The following is a 16371-nucleotide window of genomic DNA, read 5'->3' as shown; positions in this document are numbered from 1 at the left end:
ACGGGCCTTGCGCCGATACCGCCGGCACGGCGCATGCCCGCCCGTGGGTAATGCGCCCCTTATTTCATCTGCGGGAAGGCGAATTCCACGCCGGCGCTCGCCGTATTCGGCCAGCGCTGCATCACCGCCTTGTGGCGCGTGTAGAAGCGCACGCCTTCGGGTCCGTAGGCATGGTGGTCGCCGAACATGCTGCGCTTCCAGCCGCCGAAGCTGTTGAAGGCCATCGGCACCGGCAGCGGGACGTTCACGCCGACCATGCCGACCTGGATCTGGCGCACGAATTCGCGCGCCACGCCGCCGTCGCGGGTGAAGACGGCCACGCCGTTGCCGTATTCGTTGGCGTTGATCAGTTCGACCGCGCTGCCGACATCGGGCAGGCGCACGACGCACAGCACCGGGCCGAAGATTTCTTCCTGGTAGATGCTCATCTCGGGCGTGACATGGTCGAACAGGGTGCCGCCGACGAAGAAGCCGTTCTCGCGGCCGGCGACGCTGAAGTTGCGGCCGTCGACGACGAGGGTCGCGCCCTGCTCCACGCCTTCGCCGATCAGGCGCTCGATGCGCTGGCGCGCCGCCTGCGTGACGACCGGGCCCATTTCGGCGCCCTCGCTCATGCCGTCGCCGATTTTCAGCTTCGACGTGCGCTCGGCCAGCGTGGCGACGAGCTTGTCGGCGGCGTCGCCGACGGCCACGGCCACCGAGATCGCCATGCAGCGTTCGCCGGCCGAGCCGTAGGCGGCGCCGATCAGGGCGTCGACCGCCATGTCCATGTCGGCGTCGGGCATGACGACCATGTGGTTCTTGGCGCCGCCCAGGGCCTGCACGCGCTTGCCGTTGGCGCTGCCGCGGGCGTAGATATATTCGGCGATCGGGGTCGAGCCGACGAAGCTGATGGCTTGCACGGCCGCGTTGTCGAGCAGCGCGTCGACGGCGACCTTGTCGCCATGGACCACGTTGAAGACGCCGTCTGGCAGTCCGGCTTGCTTGAGCAGGCGCGCATGCAGCATCGACGGCGACGGATCACGTTCGGACGGTTTCAGGACGAACGTGTTGCCGCAGGCAATCGCCACCGGGAACATCCACATCGGCACCATCACCGGGAAGTTGAAAGGCGTGATGCCGGCCACGACACCGAGCGGCTGGCGCATCGACCAGGCGTCGATGCCGCGCGCGATCTGGTCGGTGAATTCTCCCTTGAGCAGTTGCGGAATGCCGCAGGCAAACTCGACGACCTCGATGCCGCGCGCCACTTCACCCTGGGCGTCGCTGAAGGTCTTGCCATGCTCGCGCGTGATCATCGCCGCGAATTCGTCGATATGCTGCTGGCACAGCTGCAGGTATTTGAACAGGATGCGCGCGCGCCCCAGCGGCGGCGTGGCCGACCAGGCCGGGAAGGCGGCCTGGGCGGCCAGGACCGCGGCATCGACTTCGTCGACGCTGGCAAGCTTCACGCGGGCGCAAGGCTCGCCCAGGGCGGGATTGAAGACGTCCGCATAGCGGTCGCCCGCCGTGTCGACGACGCGGCCGCCGATGAAGTGGCCAATGGTTTCAAGTTGGTTCATGTCTTATCTCTTCTAGTCCAGGGTTTTCAATACGGCAGTGAGCTTGCCGAACAATTCGTCGATATGCTGTTTTTCGAGGATGAGGGGCGGCGACAGCGCGATGATGTCGCCGGTGGTCCGGATCAGGACGCCGTCGGCGAACGCTCGCTTGAACGCCTGGTAGGCGCGCGCGCCGGGTTTGCCGGGAATGGGTTCGAGCTCGATGCCGGCGATCAGGCCGATGGTGCGCAGGTCGATCACGTGCGGCAAGCCCTTCAGGGCATGCACCGCGTCTTCCCAATACGCCTGGATGCCCCGGGCGTGGTCGAGGATCCGCTCGTCCTGGAACACCTCGAGCGTGGCCAGGGCCGCCGCGCAGGCGACCGGGTGGCCCGAATAGGTGTAGCCGTGGAACAGTTCGATGCCGGCCGGCGCGTCCATGAAGGCATCGTGGATATATTTCTTGCTGAACACCGCGCCCATCGGGATCACGCCGTTCGTCAAGCCCTTCGCCGTCGTTATCAAGTCCGGCTCGACCTCGAAATAATCGGCGGCGAACGGCGTCGTCAGGCGCCCGAAACCGGTGATGACTTCGTCGAAAATGAGCAGGATGCCGTGCTTGGTACAGATCTCGCGCAGGCGCTTCAGGTAGCCCTTGGGCGGCACCAGCACCCCGGTCGAACCCGACACCGGCTCGATGATGACGGCCGCGATGGTGGAAGCGTCGTGAAGGGTGACGAGACGCTCGAGTTCGTCCGCCAGCTCGGCGCCGAAGTCGGGCTCGCCGCGCGAGAACGCGTTCTTCAGCAGGTTGTGCGTGTGCGGCAGGTGGTCGACGCCGCTCAGCAGCGGCCCGAATTGCTTGCGGTTCGGGCCGATGCCGCCGACCGACAGGCCGCCGAAGCCGACCCCGTGATAGCCGCGCTCGCGCCCGATCAGGCGGGTACGCCCGCCCTCGCCGCGCGCCCTGTGGTAGGCCAGTGCGATCTTGAGGGCGGTATCGACCGCCTCGGACCCGGAGTTGGTATAGAAGACGTGGCCGAACTTGTGGCCGGTGTAGTCCATCAGGCGCTCGGCCAGGTCGAAGGCGGCCGGGTGACCCATCTGGAAGGTGGGCGCGAAATCGAGCTGGCCGATCATTTCGCGCACGGCGCCGACGATCTTCGGCTGGGAGTGGCCGCACGGCACGCACCAGAGGCCGGCGGTGCCGTCGAGGATCTGGTTGCCGTCGACGTCCTTGTAGTACATGCCCTGGGCCGAGACCAGCAGGCGCGGACTGGCCTTGAAGTCGCGGTTGTTCGTAAACGGCATCCAGAAGGCGGACATCGATTCAGGTCTGGACTCGTTCATGCGGGCTCTCCCTTGTTTGCAGCCAATTATTGGTCTGTATGGCAAAACGATGAGGCAATCATAGCAATGTGCACGTCGGCGCCGCGAATGTAAAGCCCGGGAGGGACGCAAGGCTTGCCGGCCGCACGGAGTACGTTGCAAAAATGCAAAAAAACCTGCCGATCCGATAATATAACCGTGCGCCGCGATGCCGTCATAGCGTAATGAATATATGCGAAGTCAACGGCGATGAACAGGCATGCTAAATCACCGGGCCCGCTGCCAGTGTGAGAATGACAACGCTTTTGATCTGACGCAAACTCAGCCATCGCGGCCAAGGAGCGCGATGCTTACCGGAGACCGCCAATGTCCGCTACCCTGCCCGATGTCCTGAGCACCCGGCGTCTGGTGCTGCGCCCCTTCCACCGGGACGACGCCACAGCGCTATTTGGAATCTTTTCCGACCAGCAAGTCGTGCGTTTCTGGTCGGCCGGCGCCTGGACCGAGATCGGCCAGGCCGAAAGGATGATCGAGGAAGCCATGCTGGCCTATCGGGGAGGCGGCCTGTCACGGTATGCGATCACGCTGCGCGCTACCGGCGAGCTGATCGGCATCTGCAACCTGCGCGGCTTCTTCGAGCAAAACCGCCGCTGCGAACTCGGCTACGCGCTGGGCAGCGCGTACTGGGGCCGCGGCTATGCCGGCGAGGCGCTCGAGGCCCTGCTCGGCCACGCGTTCGAGGCGCTCGGCATGAACCGCATCGAGGCCGACATCGATCCGCGCAACGATGCCTCGGCGCGCCTGCTCGAGCGCCTGGGCTTTCGCCAGGAAGGCTTCATGCCGGAACGCTGGATCGTCGACGGCGAAAAGGCCGACACCGCCTTCTATGGCTTGCTCAAGCGCTATTGGGACGAGCGCGCCCTGGCCCGTTCGTCGCTTGCCGCTGCCGGTTAGCCCACGAAAACCGCGTTTCGTCGCAGTCGGCTCGTCCGCATTCGCGAGCGGGGATACAGTGCCTCCATCGACCATTGACAAGCGGAGCATCCCCATGAAAACGACGACCTTCCGATCCTTCGCCGCCGAACTCGAAGACGCCGCGGCAAGCTGCCTGCGCGTTTTTCGCGGCGGCCTGCGCACCTTCTCGGCCCTGCCCTGGCCGGCGCTGCTGCTGGCGGCCATCCTGGCGGCCTGCGCAATCGCCGTCATCCCGACGGCCCTGATGCTGTTCGCGCTCTTTCTCGCCATCAAGTACGCAGTGCTGGCGATCAATGGCGACAAGACTATCCCGCTCGAGGATTGACCATGCATGCCAGCCAGATCAACCGGACCCTCGACTTCACGCGCGAAGCCTGCAGGGAAGCGAGCAGGCTCGGCTGGTCCTTTTTCGACTGGCTGGCCGTCGTCGAATGGCGCCAGCTGGCCATCACCTGGCTGCTCGCCTTCGTCTTCTTCGCCGTCGTGAGCACGCCCGAGCCGGCGTTCTGGTACATCTTCGTTTCCTTCGGCATCAAGGTGCTGGCCGGCGGCAAGCGCCGCGCCGATCTCGTGGCGAAGGATGCGACACTCAAGGCCGAAGTCGCCACGCTCGAGCGGCGCCTGACCGAGGCGCAAATGGCGGCCCTGCAAGCCCAGGTCGAACCGCATTTCCTGTTCAACACCCTGGCCCTGATCGGGCGCCTGATCGAGACCGATCCGCCGGAAGCGGCCAAGGTGCATGCCCACCTGATCTCCTACCTGCGTTCGAGCCTGCCGCAGATGCGATCCGCGGGTGGCGCCACGCTCGGCAAGCAGCTCGAACTGTCGCGCGCCTATCTCGCCATCATGCAGGCACGCATGAAGGAGCGCCTCGCCTTGCGCGTCGACGTGCCGGACTTCCTGGGCAGCGCGCCCTTTCCGCCGATGATGCTGCAGACCCTGATCGAGAACGCCATCAAGCACGGGCTGGAACCGAAGATCGAAGGCGGCACCGTCACGGTGCGCGCCCGGGTCGACGGCGCCACGCTGGTCGTCGACGTCTGCGACGACGGCATCGGCATCGACCCGCATGCCGGCGACGGCGTCGGCCTGGCCAACATCCGCGAACGCCTGCACCTGCTGTACGGCACCGAAGCAGAGCTGGTGATCGAAGCGCCTCCGGGCGGCGGCGCCTGCGCCTCGGTGCGCCTTCCCTACAAGATGATGGAGGGCGCATGAACCCGGTCACCGCCCTGATCGCCGACGACGAAGCGGCGATGCGCGACCAGCTGCGCGCACGCCTGGCGCAAGCGTGGCCCGGACTCGACGTGGTCGCCATCGCCTCGAACGGCATCGAGGCGCTCGAACTGGCCGCGCGCCACCGGCCGCACATCGCCTTCCTCGACATCCGCATGCCGGGCATGGGCGGCATCGAGGCGGCGCGCCAGCTATACGACCGCTGCCACATCGTCTTCGCCACCGCCTACGACCAGTACGCCGTGGACGCTTTCGAACATGGCGCGATCGATTATCTGCTCAAGCCAGTCACGGCCGAGCGCCTGGCGACCACCTGCGAGCGCCTGCGGCGCCGCTTGCCGCAAGCCCCGCAGAACATCGGCGCCCAGCTGGCGCGGCTGGGCAGCCTGCTGCAGCAGGGCGCGACGCCGAAACGTTCCTGCCTGCGCTGGATCCAGGCGCAAGTCGGCGCCAGCCTGCGCATGGTCAGTACGCGCGAAATCCTGTTTTTCCAGTCCGACGAAAAATACACGCGCGTGCAGACGGCAACGGCCGAACTGCTGATCCGCAAGACACTCAAGGAACTGGCGGACGAACTCGACCCGGACGAATTCTGGCGCATCCACCGCTCGACCCTGGTGCGGGTCGATGCGATCGCGGAGGTGGCGCGCGACCTGCGCGGGCGCCAGATGCTCAGGGTGCGCAATTACCCGCACGAGCTGGAAGTCAGCCGCAACCATACGCACCTGTTCCAGCAGATGTGACACGATTGCCGCCGTTGCGCGCTGCCTGGCGGGGGCGAAGCGGCGATTACTTGTTCAGATCCCGCCCGCCAAACGCGTTCGGCAACTGGGCGGCCGCGGTGGTCTCGAAGATGTCGCCCTTCAGGTTGCTCAATACGACCGGCAGCGCATTCCCGCCCAGTTCCAGGATCACCTGGCGGCATGCGCCGCAGGGGGCGATCGGGTCCTCGGTCTGGCCGATCACGGCCAGCGCCGCGAAGTCGCCCGGCTTGTAGCCGTGAGCAATGGCGCTGAAGAAAGCGGTGCGCTCGGCGCAGTTGCACAGGCCGTAGGAGGCGTTCTCGACGTTGCAGCCACGGAAAATGCGGCCATCCCTGCATTCGAGGGCGGCGCCCACCTGGAATTGCGAGTACGGCGCGTAGGCCAGTTCGCGCGCCGCCCTCGCTTCGTCGATCAGTTTTTGGTAGCGCATGGCGGGTCCTTATCGTGGGCGGATGGTGCGGTAGATCATCGGCGCGGCGGCCGGCTTGTCGGCGCCGATCCGATAGGCGGCCTGCACCTGGCGTACGGCCTGCGCGGCGGCTTCCCGGGAACGCGCGTGGACCATCGCCAGCGGCTGGCCGGCGGCGATCGTGTCGCCCAGTTCGACCAGGCCGGTCAGGCCGACCGCGAAGTCGATCGTGTCTTGCGGACGCACGCGCCCGCCGCCCAGGGCGACCACCGCCAGGCCGAGGCCGCGGGTATCGACGGCGCTGGCGTACCCGGCTTGCAGGCTTGGGGCCGGCACGATGACCGGTGCGGTTTCCAGGTAGGCATCCGGCTTGTCCATCAGGTCGGCGGGGCCGCCGAGTGCCGCGACCATGCGCGCGAAGCGTTCCGCCGCTGCGCCCGAGTCGAGCGCGGCCTGCAGCCGGGCGCGCGCCGCCGCATCGCCGGCGGCCAGGCCGGAGATGACGAGCATCTCGGCGCACAGCGCCATCGTCACTTCGTGCAGGCGCGCCGGGCGTGCCTTGCCGCTCAGGTAGTCGATCGCGACGCGCACCTCCACCGCATTGCCGGCGGCGTGGCAGAGCGACTCGTCCATGCCGGTCAGGATGGCCGAGGTACGGGTGCCCGCGCCGTTGCCGACGCTGACGATGCTCTCGGCCAGTTCGACCGATTTCTGGTAGCTCGGCATGAAGGCGCCGTTGCCGACCTTCACGTCCATCACCAGGGCGTCGAGGCCTGCCGCGAGCTTCTTCGACAGGATCGAGCCGGTGATCATGGCCACCGATTCGACCGTCGCCGTGGTGTCGCGGATGCTGTAGAAGCGCTTGTCGGCCGGCGCCAGCTGGGCGGTCTGGCCGATGATGGCGACGCCGACTTCCTTGACGACCCTGCGCAACAGCGCCGGGTCGGGCACGGTGCTGTAGCCGGGGATCGAATCGAACTTGTCGAGCGTGCCGCCGGTGTGGCCCAGGCCGCGGCCCGAGATCATCGGCACGAAGCCGCCGCAGGCGGCGATCATCGGTCCGAGCATGAGCGAGACGACGTCGCCGACGCCGCCGGTCGAATGCTTGTCGAGCACGGGGCCCGGCAGGTCCATCGATTTCCATTCGAGCACCTGGCCTGAGTCGCGCATCGCCAGCGTGAAGGCGACGCGTTCGTCCATGTCCATGTCGTTGAAATAGACGGCCATGGCAAGGGCCGCGATCTGGCCTTCGGTGACTTCACCGCCGGGGATGCCGCGCACGAAAAACCGGATTTCCTCGGCGCTGAGGGTGCCGCCGTCGCGTTTTTTGCGGATGATTTCTTGGGGAAGGAACATGGCGTAGGCGCCTCTCAATGTGAATCGGGGCAGGACGCGACCATCCCGGTCACGCCGAAAACGACGCAGGGTGGACGCCCCGTGCCCACCCTGCCGGACCGCTCAGACGCCGTAGGGGATCCAGACGTTCTTGACCTGGCTCGCGTGCTGCAGCAGCGTGCGGCCGCAGGCCTGCTTCGGATCGAACCAGTCACGCCCCTTGCCGCCGCCGACCCAGGTACGCTTGAGCGTCTCGGACGACAGGCGCTCGACTTCGGCGCAGCCTTGCGCCGTACCGTCGTGGCGCCACAGCGCGTCGACGTCGCCGTGGGTGGCCAGCGTGCGCGCCAGCTCGTCGGCCGAACCGGTGACGATGTTGAGCGCGCCGCCCGGCAGGTCGGAGGTGTCGAGCACCTGGTACAGGTCGGTCGCGGCCAGCGGATGCGCTTCCGACGGCACCGCGACGACGCGGTTGCCCAGCGCCAGCGCGGGCGCCACCAGCGAGATGAAACCGAGCAGCGGGTTCTCGTTCGGGCAGATCACGCCGATCACGCCGACCGGCTCGTTCAATGCGACGGTGATGCCGTGCATCGGCGGCTGGTGGGCCTGGCCGTCGTACTTGTCGGCCCAGGCTGCCCAATAGAACAGGCGCTCGATCGATGCCGCGACTTCGCGCTGCGGGTCGCGCACGCCGGTCATGGCGCTCAGACGGGCGGCGAATTCCTCGGCGCGGATGGCCAGGTTTTCGGCGATGTAGTACAGCACCTGGGCGCGGTTGTGCGCGCTGGCCTTCGCCCAGCCGGCGGCCTTGTGCGCCGCTTCCACGGCGTTGCGGATGTCCTTGCGGTTGCCCTCGCCGACATCGGCCAGGAAGGCGCCGTCCGCGCCGCCGATGGCGCGGCTGTAGGCGCCGTCGGGGCGAACCTGCTTGCCGCCGATGTAGAGCTTGGCGGTGCGGTCGACGGCGAACGGGCTGGCGCCCTCGGCCTGGCGTACCTGGCCTTTTTCGGCGACGACCGGCGCGCCTGGGCGCGCATCTTCCGACAGCGGCGTCAGGTACTCGTACATGCCCTCCTTGCCGCCTTCGCGGCCGAAGCCCGATTCCTTGTAGCCGCCGAAGCCGCAGGCCGCGTCGAACTGGTTGGCGGTGTTGATCCACACGACGCCGGCCTTGATCTGCGGCGCCACGTCCAGCGCCAGCGAGATCGATTCCGACCACACGCAGGCGGCCAGGCCATAGACGGTGTTGTTCGCCAGCTGGACGGCTTCGCCGGGAGTGCGGAAGCTCATCGCGACCAGCACCGGTCCGAAGATTTCGGTCTGGGCCACGGCGGCCGAGGTCGACGCGCCGGTGATCAGGGTCGGCAAGTACCACGAGCCGGCGGCCGGCGCCGCGCAGCCAGGTTGCCAGATCTCGCAGCCCTCGGCGCGCGCGGCTTCCACCAGGCCGTGGATGCGCTGCTGCTGCACCGGATCGACCAGGGCGCCGATGTCGTTCGACTTGTCCAGCGGCGAGCCGACGCGCAGGTTCTGCATGCGGTTCTTCACCTTGGCGATGAAGCGGTCGTAGACCGATTCCTGCACCAGCAGGCGCGAGCCGGCGCAGCAGACCTGGCCCTGGTTGAACCAGATCGAGTCGACCAGGCCTTCGACGGCGGCGTCGAGGTCGGCGTCGTCGAAGACGATGAACGGCGACTTGCCGCCCAGTTCCAGCGACAGCTTCTTGCCGCTGCCGGCCGTGCTCTTGCGGATGATGCGGCCCACTTCGGTCGAACCGGTAAAGGCGATCTTGTCGATGCCGGGGTGGTTGACGATCGCCTCGCCCACGCGGCCGTCGCCGGTGACGATGTTGACCACGCCCGGCGGCACGCCCGCCTGCAGGCAGATCTGGGCGAACAGCAAGGCCGTCAGCGGAGTGTACTCGGCCGGCTTGAAGACGACGGTGTTACCGGCGGCGAGGGCCGGCGCGATTTTCCAGGCCAGCATCAGGACCGGGAAGTTCCAGGGGACGATCTGGCCGACGACGCCGACGGCGCGGTAGTCGGCGAATTCTTCCGACTGCAGCTGGGCCCAGCCGGCGTGGTGGTAGAAATGGCGTGCGGACAGCGGCAGGTCGGCATCGCGCGTTTCGCGGATCGTCTTGCCGTTGTCGAGCGTTTCGAGCACCGCGAACAGGCGCGCGTGCTTTTGCAGCAGGCGCGCGATCGCGTACATGATCTTGGCGCGGCCGTGGCCGCCCAGCGCGACCCAGCCCGGCTGCGCGCGGCGCGCCGCTTCGACGGCGCGGTCGACATCGTCCGGGGTGGCCTGCGTTACCTGCGCCAGCTCGACGCCGTCGGCCGGGTTGGTGGTGGCGAAGGTGTCGTTCGCGCCGGTCCACGCGTTGTCGATGAAAAGGCCGAAGCGGCGTCCATGCTGGTCCAGCCACGCCTGTGCTTCTTTGGTGCTTTCGGGTGCGGGGCCGTAATCCATGGTGTGCAAAATCTCGTTAATTGTTGGCATGACGAATCCGTTCGGTATTTAAGGTTGCGCGTGGCGATGTGCGGCCGAGTAGGCGCCTGTCACGTAGTGCTCGAGCTGGCGCTCGATGTCGGTCATCAGGCTGGACGCGCCGATGCGGAACAGGTGCGGCTGCAGCCAGTCGTTGCCCAGCTCTTCCTTCATGACGGTCAGGTACTGGAGGGCGGCCTTCGCGGTCGACACCCCGCCTGCCGGCTTGTAGCCGACCTGGAAGCCGGTCTGCTCGTAGTATTCGCGGATCGCGCGCGTCATCACCAGCGACACGGGGATGGTGGCGTTGACGCCTTCCTTGCCGGTCGAGGTCTTGATGAAGTCGGCGCCGGCCATCATGCAGACCCACGAAGCCTTGGCCACGTTCTCCAGCGTGACCAGGTCGCCGGTGGCGAGAATGGCCTTCACGTGGGCTTCGCCGCAGGCCTGGCGGTAGGCCAGCATTTCGTCGTACAGGGCCTGCCAGTTGCCGGTCAATACATGCTGGCGGGTGATGACGATGTCGATCTCGGTCGCGCCGGCAGCGACCGACAGTTCGATTTCGCGCAGCTTGGTTTCCAGGCTCGCCAGGCCGGCCGGGAACGCGGTCGACACCGCGGCGATCGGCAGGCGGCCCCGCAGGATCCGGGCGGCCGGCGCGATCATCTCGTGGTAGACGCAAACGGCGCCGGTGGTGAGCGACTCCAGGCCCAGCGCTTGCATCAGGTCGGCGCGCAGCGGACGCATCGCCTTCATGCACAGGCGCTCGACGCGGCCCGGCGTGTCGTCGCCGCCCAGGGTCGTCAAGTCCATGCACTGCACGGCGCGGACCAGCCAGGCGGCCTGGTATTCCTTCTTGACCGTGCGGCGGTTGGCCAGGCTGGCGGCGCGGCGGTCGGCCGCATTGCGGTTGACCCTGATGTGGTTCACCCAGCCGAGGTCGAGGCCGACGGCGGTGTTTCGTTTGAAGTCCGGGTTCTGGGTCATAGCAGTGCGGTTCCGTTGGAGAGGGGTTTGACGCCGAGGTGCTTGGCCAGCGTGGCGCCGATGTCGGAGAAGGTCGGTGCGATCGGGAGTTCTCGCGGCGCCACGTTCGGGCCGAAGAAGATCATCGGGATGTGTTCGCGCGTGTGGTCCGAGCCCGGCGCGGTCGGGTCGCAGCCGTGGTCGGCGGTGATCACCACCAGGTCGCCGTCCTTCAGCCTGGCCATGAACTCGGGCAGGCGCGCGTCCAGTTCGTGCAGCGCGTTCGAGTAGCCGGCGACGTCGCGGCGGTGGCCGAAGTGCATGTCGAAGTCGACGAAATTCACGAACGACAGCGATTTTTCAGGGGCCTCGTCGGCCACTTCCAGCAGGCGGTCGAACAGGGCCATGTTGTCGACGCCCTTGATCAGGCGCGTCACGCCCTGCGCGGCGAAGATGTCGCTGATCTTGCCCAGGGCGATGACTTCGCCGCCTTCGTCGGCGACGTGGTCGAGCAGCGTCGGCGCGGTGGGCGGCACGGCGTAGTCGTGGCGGTTCGACGTGCGCTTGTACTTGCCCTTCTCGCCCAGGAAGGGACGCGCGATCACGCGGCCGATGTTGTAGGGCTTGACCAGTTCATAGGCCGCTTCGCAGACCGCATACAGGCGATCGAGGCCGAAATGCGCTTCGTGCGCGGCGATCTGCAGCACCGAGTCGGCCGAGGTGTAGAGAATCGGCTTGCCGCTCGCGACATGCTCGTCGCCCAGTTTGTCGATGATGGTGGTGCCCGAGGCGTGGCAGTTGCCGAGCCAGCCCGGCACGCCCGTCAGCGCCTGCAGTTCATCGGTCAGCGCTGGCGGGAAGGACGGCACGGTCTTCGGAAAGTAGCCCCAGTCGAACAGTACCGGCACGCCGGCGATTTCCCAGTGGCCGCTCTGGGTGTCCTTGCCGGTCGACTGCTCGCGCGCGACGCCCCAGGCGCCCGTGAAGCCGTCGCGCCGGTCGAAGCCGGGAGCCCATTCGCCGCATGCCTTGTGGGCGGCGGCGGCCAGGCCCAGGCGCTCGAGGTTCGGCAGCGACATCGGCTTGCCTTCCTTCGCCGCCCATGCGGCGATGTGGCCGAAGGTATTGGCGCCGGTGTCGCCGTACTTGTCGGCGTCGGGCAGCGCGCCCAGGCCGAAGGAGTCGAGCAGGAGGATGAATGCGCGTGACATGGATGTCCTCGATTATTGAGCCGCCGGGTTTGCGACACCCTGGATCGCACCCAGGCGCTCGGTGAACGAATGGATCAGGGTGACCAGGTCCTTGGCCGCGACAGCCGCGTACTTCAGGGTCTGTTCGTGCGACAGCGCGAACGGGCTCAAGCCTTCGGCCAGGTTCGTGATCGCCGAAATGCCGACCACTTTCAGGCCGCAGTGGCGCGCCGCGATCACTTCCGGCACCACCGACATGCCGACGACGTCGGCGCCCATCGAGCGGAAAGCGCGGATTTCGGCGGGGGTCTCGAAGTTCGGACCGGGCACGGCGAGGTACACGCCTTCGGCGATGGCGATGCCCTTGTCGTGCGCGGTGGCCTTCACCAGCGCGCGCAGTTCGGCATCGTAGGCGTTGGCCATGCTGAAGAAGCGCGGGCCGAAGCGCTCGTCGTTCGGGCCGGCCATCGGGCTGCCAGGCAGCATGTTGATGTGGTCGTTCAGGACGACGACGCTGCCCGCGTCGACCTCGGCGCGCAGCGAGCCGGCGGCGTTCGTCACCAGGAGCATCTCGCAGCCGAGCAGCTTGAAGGTGCGCACGGCCGAGGTCATGACGCTGGCGCCATAGCCTTCGTAGAAGTGGCCGCGGCCTTTCATGCAGACCACCGGCACGCCGGCCAGAAGGCCGAGCACCAGTTCGCCGGCGTGGCCGTGCACGGTGCTGATCGGGAAGCCCGGCAGCTCCGCATAGCTGATCGTGACGGCGTCCAGCATCTGTTCGGCAAGCACGCCAAGGCCGGAGCCGAGGATCATCGCCACGCGCGGCGCGAAGCCCGGCTTGCGGGCGCGGATGATATCGGCAGCGTCGAATGGGGTATTGCTGGACATGAGGTTTCCTTCTTTGAATCCGAAATGGGGACAGGCAGTCGCGCGGGCCGGCGCAGGAGCGGCCCGGCGCCGTCGAAGGGGCGCAGACAAGCCAGGAACGATGAAACTATGCATTATCCCGGATATGTATGGCAAATACCATTTCCCTTATCCATTTATACGACGGTCGAATAAGTCGCGGTACAGTCGTTCGACACCCGGGGCCGCGACCGTATGGCGCAGCCGGGATAACGATTGACTCGCTTCGAACATTTGTCTAGCATTGGCAAACATATGTTGAGGAGCGCACCCGCCGTGACCGAACCGTCGAAAAAAGAACAACTGTACGCCCTGATCCGCGCCAACCCGTTCATCGCGCAGCACGACATCGCCGCCGAGCTGAATCTGTCGCGCTCGGCCGTGGCGGGCCATGTCGCGGCCCTGGTGCGCGAACGGCGCCTGCTCGGCCGCGCCTACGTGCTGCCCGGCGAGCGCCCGATCCTGTGCATCGGCGCGGCCAACCTGGACCGCAAGCTGCGCGCGGTGCAGCCGCTGGCGATGGGCACCTCGAATCCGGCCGGCGCCGTCGAATCCTTCGGCGGGGTAGCCCGCAACATCGCCGAGAACCTGGCGCGCATGGGCGCGCCGACCGCGCTGATCACGGCGGTCGGCAACGATTCCTCGGGAACCGCCCTGCTCGCCCACGCCGAAGGCCTCGGCATCGACGCGCGCGGCGCCCTCAAGCTCGACGACGCCGCCAGCGGCACCTATACCGCGGTGCTCGACCACGACGGCCAGATGGCGGTGGCCCTGGCCGACATGGCCCTGTACGACCGCATCACGCCGGGCTTCCTGGCCCTGCGCGAGCAGCAGCGCGCGGCAAGCTCGCTGATCGTGGCCGACCTGAACCTGACGCACGACGCCATCCAGACGCTGCAGCGCGATGCGGCGCGCGACGGCGTCGCGCTGGTGATCGTCGCGGTGTCGGAGCCGAAGATGAACCGGCTGCCCGCCTCGCTGGCCGGCGTGCGCCTGCTGATCCTGAACGAAGGCGAACTGGGCGCGCGGCTTGGCCGCGCTGCGCCGGACGAAGCCGCACTGGCCGAGGCCTGCCGCGCGCTGCAGGCGCAAGGCGCACAAGACGTCGTCGTCACGCGCGGCGCGCGCGGCGTGCTCTTCACCGGCGCGGACGGCACGGTCGAACGGCTCGATGCGGCGCCGGCCGATGTCGTCGACGTCACCGGCGCCGGCGACGCCTTTGCGGCTGGCGTCGTTCTGTCGCTGCACAGCGGCGGCTCCGACCTGGCGCTGGCCTGCCGCCGCGGCCTGCGGCTGGCCGCGCTCACCATCGCCTGCCGCGAGACAGTCTGTCCGCAACTGGCGCCCGAGACCTTCGGCGCCCTCCTCTGACAATCGGAATTTCCATGCACTCCTTCCTGCTGTTTTCCCCCGAAGTCGCCGCCGCCCGCAACGCCGGCCTCCCCGTCGTCGCGCTCGAGTCGACCATCATCTCGCACGGCATGCCCTATCCGCAGAACGTCCAGACCGCGCGCCGGGTCGAACAGGTCATCCGCGAGGCCGGCGCCGTGCCGGCCACGATCGCCATCATGGACGGCAAGGTCTGCATCGGCTTGTCGAGCGAACAGCTGGAACGGCTCGGCACCGCGCCCGATGCCGTCAAGGTGAGCCGGCGCGACCTGGCCTACGTGCTGTCGCAGCGCCTGCTGGGCGCGACCACGGTGGCGGCGACCATGATCTGTGCGAAGCTGGCCGGCATCGAGGTTTTCGTCACCGGCGGCATCGGCGGCGTGCACCGCGGCGCCGCGACGAGCTTCGACATTTCGGCCGACCTGCAGGAACTGGCCAGGACCAGCGTCGCCGTGGTCTGCGCCGGCGTCAAGTCGATCCTCGACATCGGCCTCACCCTCGAATACCTGGAAACCCACGGCGTGCCGGTGGTCGGCGTCGGCCAGCCTGGCTTCCCGGCCTTCTTCACGCGCGACAGCGGCTTCGACGCCGACTTCCGGCTCGACAGCCCCGCCAGCCAGGCCGGCTTCATCCGCACCAAGTGGCAGCTGGGCCTGGAGGGCGGCGTCGTGGTCGGCAATCCCGTGCCGGAGCAGTTCGCGATGCCGAAAGAGGAAATCGACCGCATCACCGAACAGGCGCTGGAAGAAGCGAAGCGGCAGGGCGTGACCGGCAAGAACGTGACGCCCTTCCTGCTCGCGCGCATCAAGGCGCTGACCGGGGGGCGCAGCCTGGCGACGAACATCGCCCTGGTCGAGCACAACGCCCTGGTCGGCGCGCGCCTGGCCGTGGCCCTGCACGCCCACCCGGCGTGATCGACCGGCCATGTCGATCGACCTGAAACAGCTGAAATACTTCCTGGCCGTGGCCGAGGAAAAAAGCTTCAGCCGCGCCGCCGAGCGCCTGCACATCTCGCAGCCGCCCCTGTCCCAGCAGATCATGAAGCTGGAAGCCGAACTCGGCGTGCGCCTGTTCGCGCGCACCACGCGCAGCTTCGAGCTGACCGTGGCCGGCAGGGCGCTGATGGCGGAAGCGTCGGATTTGCTGGGCCGGATGCGCATGACGATCGACACCATCCGCCAGATCGACCGCGGCGAAGTGGGCCGGCTGCGCGTGGGCATCGTCGGCTCGGCGATGTGGGGGCCGATCCCGAGCCTGCTGGAACGCTTCCAGAGCGAGTTCCCGCGCGTGACCTGGACCATCCACGAACTCGGCCCCGACGAACAGTTCGAGGCGCTGCGCGCCAAGCAGATCGACGTGGGCTTCTGGCGCGAGCCGCGGCTCGAGGAGGAAGCGCTGAGGAACGCCCGCCTGCACCAGGAACTGTGCTTTCGCGAGGACGTCTGCGTGGCCGTGCACAAGGGGCATGCGCTGGCCGCGCGCGAGGCGATCGACCTGATCGACATCGCCAGCGAACCGATGCTGACGCTGCGCCTGAATCAGTCGGCCGAGCCGCGCTACCTGGTCCAGTGCTGCGTCAACGCGGGATTCCAGCCGACGATTTTCCAGGAAGCGGCCGAGCCGCAGACGCTGCTGGCGATGGTGGGAGCGGGCCTTGGCGTGGCCTTGATGCCCGAGACCACCAGCCGGATCGGCTGGCCGGGGGTGGCCTTCCTGCCGATCCGGACGCATGCGCCGTCGGCGAACTTATATATCACCTACACGAGCCAGGACGACGCGCCGGTGGTGCGCGCCTTCCTGAAAATCCTGAAACCGGACGGGGATTGACGCGCCCTCGTCCG

15 protein-coding genes are annotated in these 16371 nt (G+C 67.6%); 7 read left to right on the top strand and 8 right to left on the bottom strand.

From position 1 onward, the window contains the following. Positions 1–59: 59 nt before the first annotated feature. Positions 60–1562 (bottom strand): CoA-acylating methylmalonate-semialdehyde dehydrogenase, encoded by a 1503-nt coding sequence (locus tag ACFPOU_RS01580; protein ID WP_379716168.1) that lies wholly within the window; start codon positions 1560–1562, stop codon positions 60–62. A 12-nt stretch (positions 1563–1574) separates the two neighbouring features. After that, positions 1575–2891 (bottom strand): omega-aminotransferase AptA, encoded by a 1317-nt coding sequence (gene aptA, locus ACFPOU_RS01575; RefSeq protein WP_379716165.1) that lies wholly within the window; start codon positions 2889–2891, stop codon positions 1575–1577. Between the two features lie 345 nt (positions 2892–3236). On the opposite strand from aptA, the gene ACFPOU_RS01570 reads away from it, so the two are divergent. From ACFPOU_RS01570 to ACFPOU_RS01555, 4 genes are all read left to right on the top strand, one after another. Next, positions 3237–3824, top strand: a complete 588-nt coding sequence (locus ACFPOU_RS01570; protein ID WP_379716162.1) for a GNAT family N-acetyltransferase — start codon at positions 3237–3239, stop codon at positions 3822–3824. 94 nt (positions 3825–3918) lie between these two features. Beyond that, positions 3919–4170: a hypothetical protein gene (locus ACFPOU_RS01565; RefSeq protein WP_379716159.1), complete on the top strand. Its 252-nt coding sequence runs from the start codon at positions 3919–3921 to the stop codon at positions 4168–4170. A 2-nt stretch (positions 4171–4172) separates the two neighbouring features. Beyond that, the gene (locus tag ACFPOU_RS01560) at positions 4173–5063 is read left to right on the top strand and encodes a sensor histidine kinase (protein WP_379716156.1); all 891 of its coding nucleotides are present in this window, start codon (positions 4173–4175) and stop codon (positions 5061–5063) included. Next, positions 5060–5824, top strand: coding sequence for a LytR/AlgR family response regulator transcription factor (locus tag ACFPOU_RS01555; protein WP_379716153.1), 765 nt, complete (start codon positions 5060–5062; stop codon positions 5822–5824). Before ACFPOU_RS01560 ends, ACFPOU_RS01555 begins: the two co-directional genes overlap by 4 nt. A gap of 46 nt (positions 5825–5870) precedes the next feature. Here ACFPOU_RS01555 and ACFPOU_RS01550 read toward each other — a convergent pair whose 3' ends face one another. The 6 genes from ACFPOU_RS01550 to xapA all read right to left on the bottom strand — a co-directional run bounded on the left by ACFPOU_RS01550 (position 5871) and on the right by xapA (position 13123). Then, positions 5871–6275, bottom strand: a complete 405-nt coding sequence (locus ACFPOU_RS01550; RefSeq protein ID WP_379716150.1) for a cytidine deaminase — start codon at positions 6273–6275, stop codon at positions 5871–5873. A 9-nt stretch (positions 6276–6284) separates the two neighbouring features. Beyond that, the gene (deoA, locus tag ACFPOU_RS01545; protein ID WP_379716147.1) at positions 6285–7610 is read right to left on the bottom strand and encodes a thymidine phosphorylase; all 1326 of its coding nucleotides are present in this window, start codon (positions 7608–7610) and stop codon (positions 6285–6287) included. A gap of 102 nt (positions 7611–7712) precedes the next feature. Continuing rightward, positions 7713–10091 carry an aldehyde dehydrogenase family protein gene (locus ACFPOU_RS01540; RefSeq protein WP_379716144.1) on the bottom strand — a complete coding sequence of 793 codons (2379 nt, stop codon included), beginning with the start codon at positions 10089–10091 and terminating at the stop codon, positions 7713–7715. A gap of 18 nt (positions 10092–10109) precedes the next feature. Beyond that, on the bottom strand, positions 10110–11066 hold the full coding sequence (gene deoC, locus ACFPOU_RS01535) for a deoxyribose-phosphate aldolase (protein WP_379716141.1): 957 nt from the start codon (positions 11064–11066) through the stop codon (positions 10110–10112). After that, the gene (locus tag ACFPOU_RS01530) at positions 11063–12256 is read right to left on the bottom strand and encodes a phosphopentomutase (protein WP_379716138.1); all 1194 of its coding nucleotides are present in this window, start codon (positions 12254–12256) and stop codon (positions 11063–11065) included. The genes deoC and ACFPOU_RS01530 overlap by 4 nt, the downstream gene beginning before the upstream one ends. Before the next feature lie 12 nt (positions 12257–12268). Next, positions 12269–13123 (bottom strand): xanthosine phosphorylase, encoded by an 855-nt coding sequence (gene xapA / locus ACFPOU_RS01525; protein ID WP_379716135.1) that lies wholly within the window; start codon positions 13121–13123, stop codon positions 12269–12271. A gap of 294 nt (positions 13124–13417) precedes the next feature. Here xapA and ACFPOU_RS01520 point away from each other — a divergent pair, with 294 nt between their 5' ends. The 3 genes from ACFPOU_RS01520 to ACFPOU_RS01510 are packed head-to-tail and all read left to right on the top strand — an operon-like array spanning position 13418 to position 16357. Further along, the gene (locus tag ACFPOU_RS01520) at positions 13418–14512 is read left to right on the top strand and encodes a carbohydrate kinase (protein WP_379716132.1); all 1095 of its coding nucleotides are present in this window, start codon (positions 13418–13420) and stop codon (positions 14510–14512) included. 14 nt (positions 14513–14526) lie between these two features. Further along, the gene (locus ACFPOU_RS01515; RefSeq protein ID WP_379716129.1) at positions 14527–15444 is read left to right on the top strand and encodes a pseudouridine-5'-phosphate glycosidase; all 918 of its coding nucleotides are present in this window, start codon (positions 14527–14529) and stop codon (positions 15442–15444) included. A gap of 10 nt (positions 15445–15454) precedes the next feature. Continuing rightward, the gene (locus ACFPOU_RS01510; protein ID WP_379716126.1) at positions 15455–16357 is read left to right on the top strand and encodes a LysR family transcriptional regulator; all 903 of its coding nucleotides are present in this window, start codon (positions 15455–15457) and stop codon (positions 16355–16357) included. The last annotated feature ends 14 nt before the right edge of the window (positions 16358–16371 follow it).

The sequence above is a fragment of the Massilia jejuensis genome, from assembly GCF_042656795.1.
Taxonomy (GTDB): Bacteria; Pseudomonadota; Gammaproteobacteria; order Burkholderiales; family Burkholderiaceae_D; genus Telluria; species Telluria jejuensis.
Note: the sequence above shows the minus strand (reverse complement) of the source record. Positions and strands in the feature narration are given on the sequence as shown.

Bases quoted from the DNA above. Each gene is read 5' to 3' on its own strand.
- ACFPOU_RS01515 (WP_379716129.1), top strand. From the start codon at position 14,527: ATGCACTCCTTCCTGCTGTTTTCCCCCGAAGTCGCCGCCGCCCGCAAC.
- ACFPOU_RS01510 (WP_379716126.1), top strand. From the start codon at position 15,455: ATGTCGATCGACCTGAAACAGCTGAAATACTTCCTGGCCGTGGCCGAG.
- xapA (WP_379716135.1), bottom strand. From the start codon at position 13,123: ATGTCCAGCAATACCCCATTCGACGCTGCCGATATCATCCGCGCCCGC.
- deoA (WP_379716147.1), bottom strand. From the start codon at position 7,610: ATGTTCCTTCCCCAAGAAATCATCCGCAAAAAACGCGACGGCGGCACC.
- ACFPOU_RS01560 (WP_379716156.1), top strand. From the start codon at position 4,173: ATGCATGCCAGCCAGATCAACCGGACCCTCGACTTCACGCGCGAAGCC.
- aptA (WP_379716165.1), bottom strand. From the start codon at position 2,891: ATGAACGAGTCCAGACCTGAATCGATGTCCGCCTTCTGGATGCCGTTT.
- ACFPOU_RS01550 (WP_379716150.1), bottom strand. From the start codon at position 6,275: ATGCGCTACCAAAAACTGATCGACGAAGCGAGGGCGGCGCGCGAACTG.
- ACFPOU_RS01555 (WP_379716153.1), top strand. From the start codon at position 5,060: ATGAACCCGGTCACCGCCCTGATCGCCGACGACGAAGCGGCGATGCGC.
- deoC (WP_379716141.1), bottom strand. From the start codon at position 11,066: ATGACCCAGAACCCGGACTTCAAACGAAACACCGCCGTCGGCCTCGAC.
- ACFPOU_RS01580 (WP_379716168.1), bottom strand. From the start codon at position 1,562: ATGAACCAACTTGAAACCATTGGCCACTTCATCGGCGGCCGCGTCGTC.
- ACFPOU_RS01565 (WP_379716159.1), top strand. From the start codon at position 3,919: ATGAAAACGACGACCTTCCGATCCTTCGCCGCCGAACTCGAAGACGCC.
- ACFPOU_RS01530 (WP_379716138.1), bottom strand. From the start codon at position 12,256: ATGTCACGCGCATTCATCCTCCTGCTCGACTCCTTCGGCCTGGGCGCG.
- ACFPOU_RS01540 (WP_379716144.1), bottom strand. From the start codon at position 10,091: ATGCCAACAATTAACGAGATTTTGCACACCATGGATTACGGCCCCGCA.
- ACFPOU_RS01570 (WP_379716162.1), top strand. From the start codon at position 3,237: ATGTCCGCTACCCTGCCCGATGTCCTGAGCACCCGGCGTCTGGTGCTG.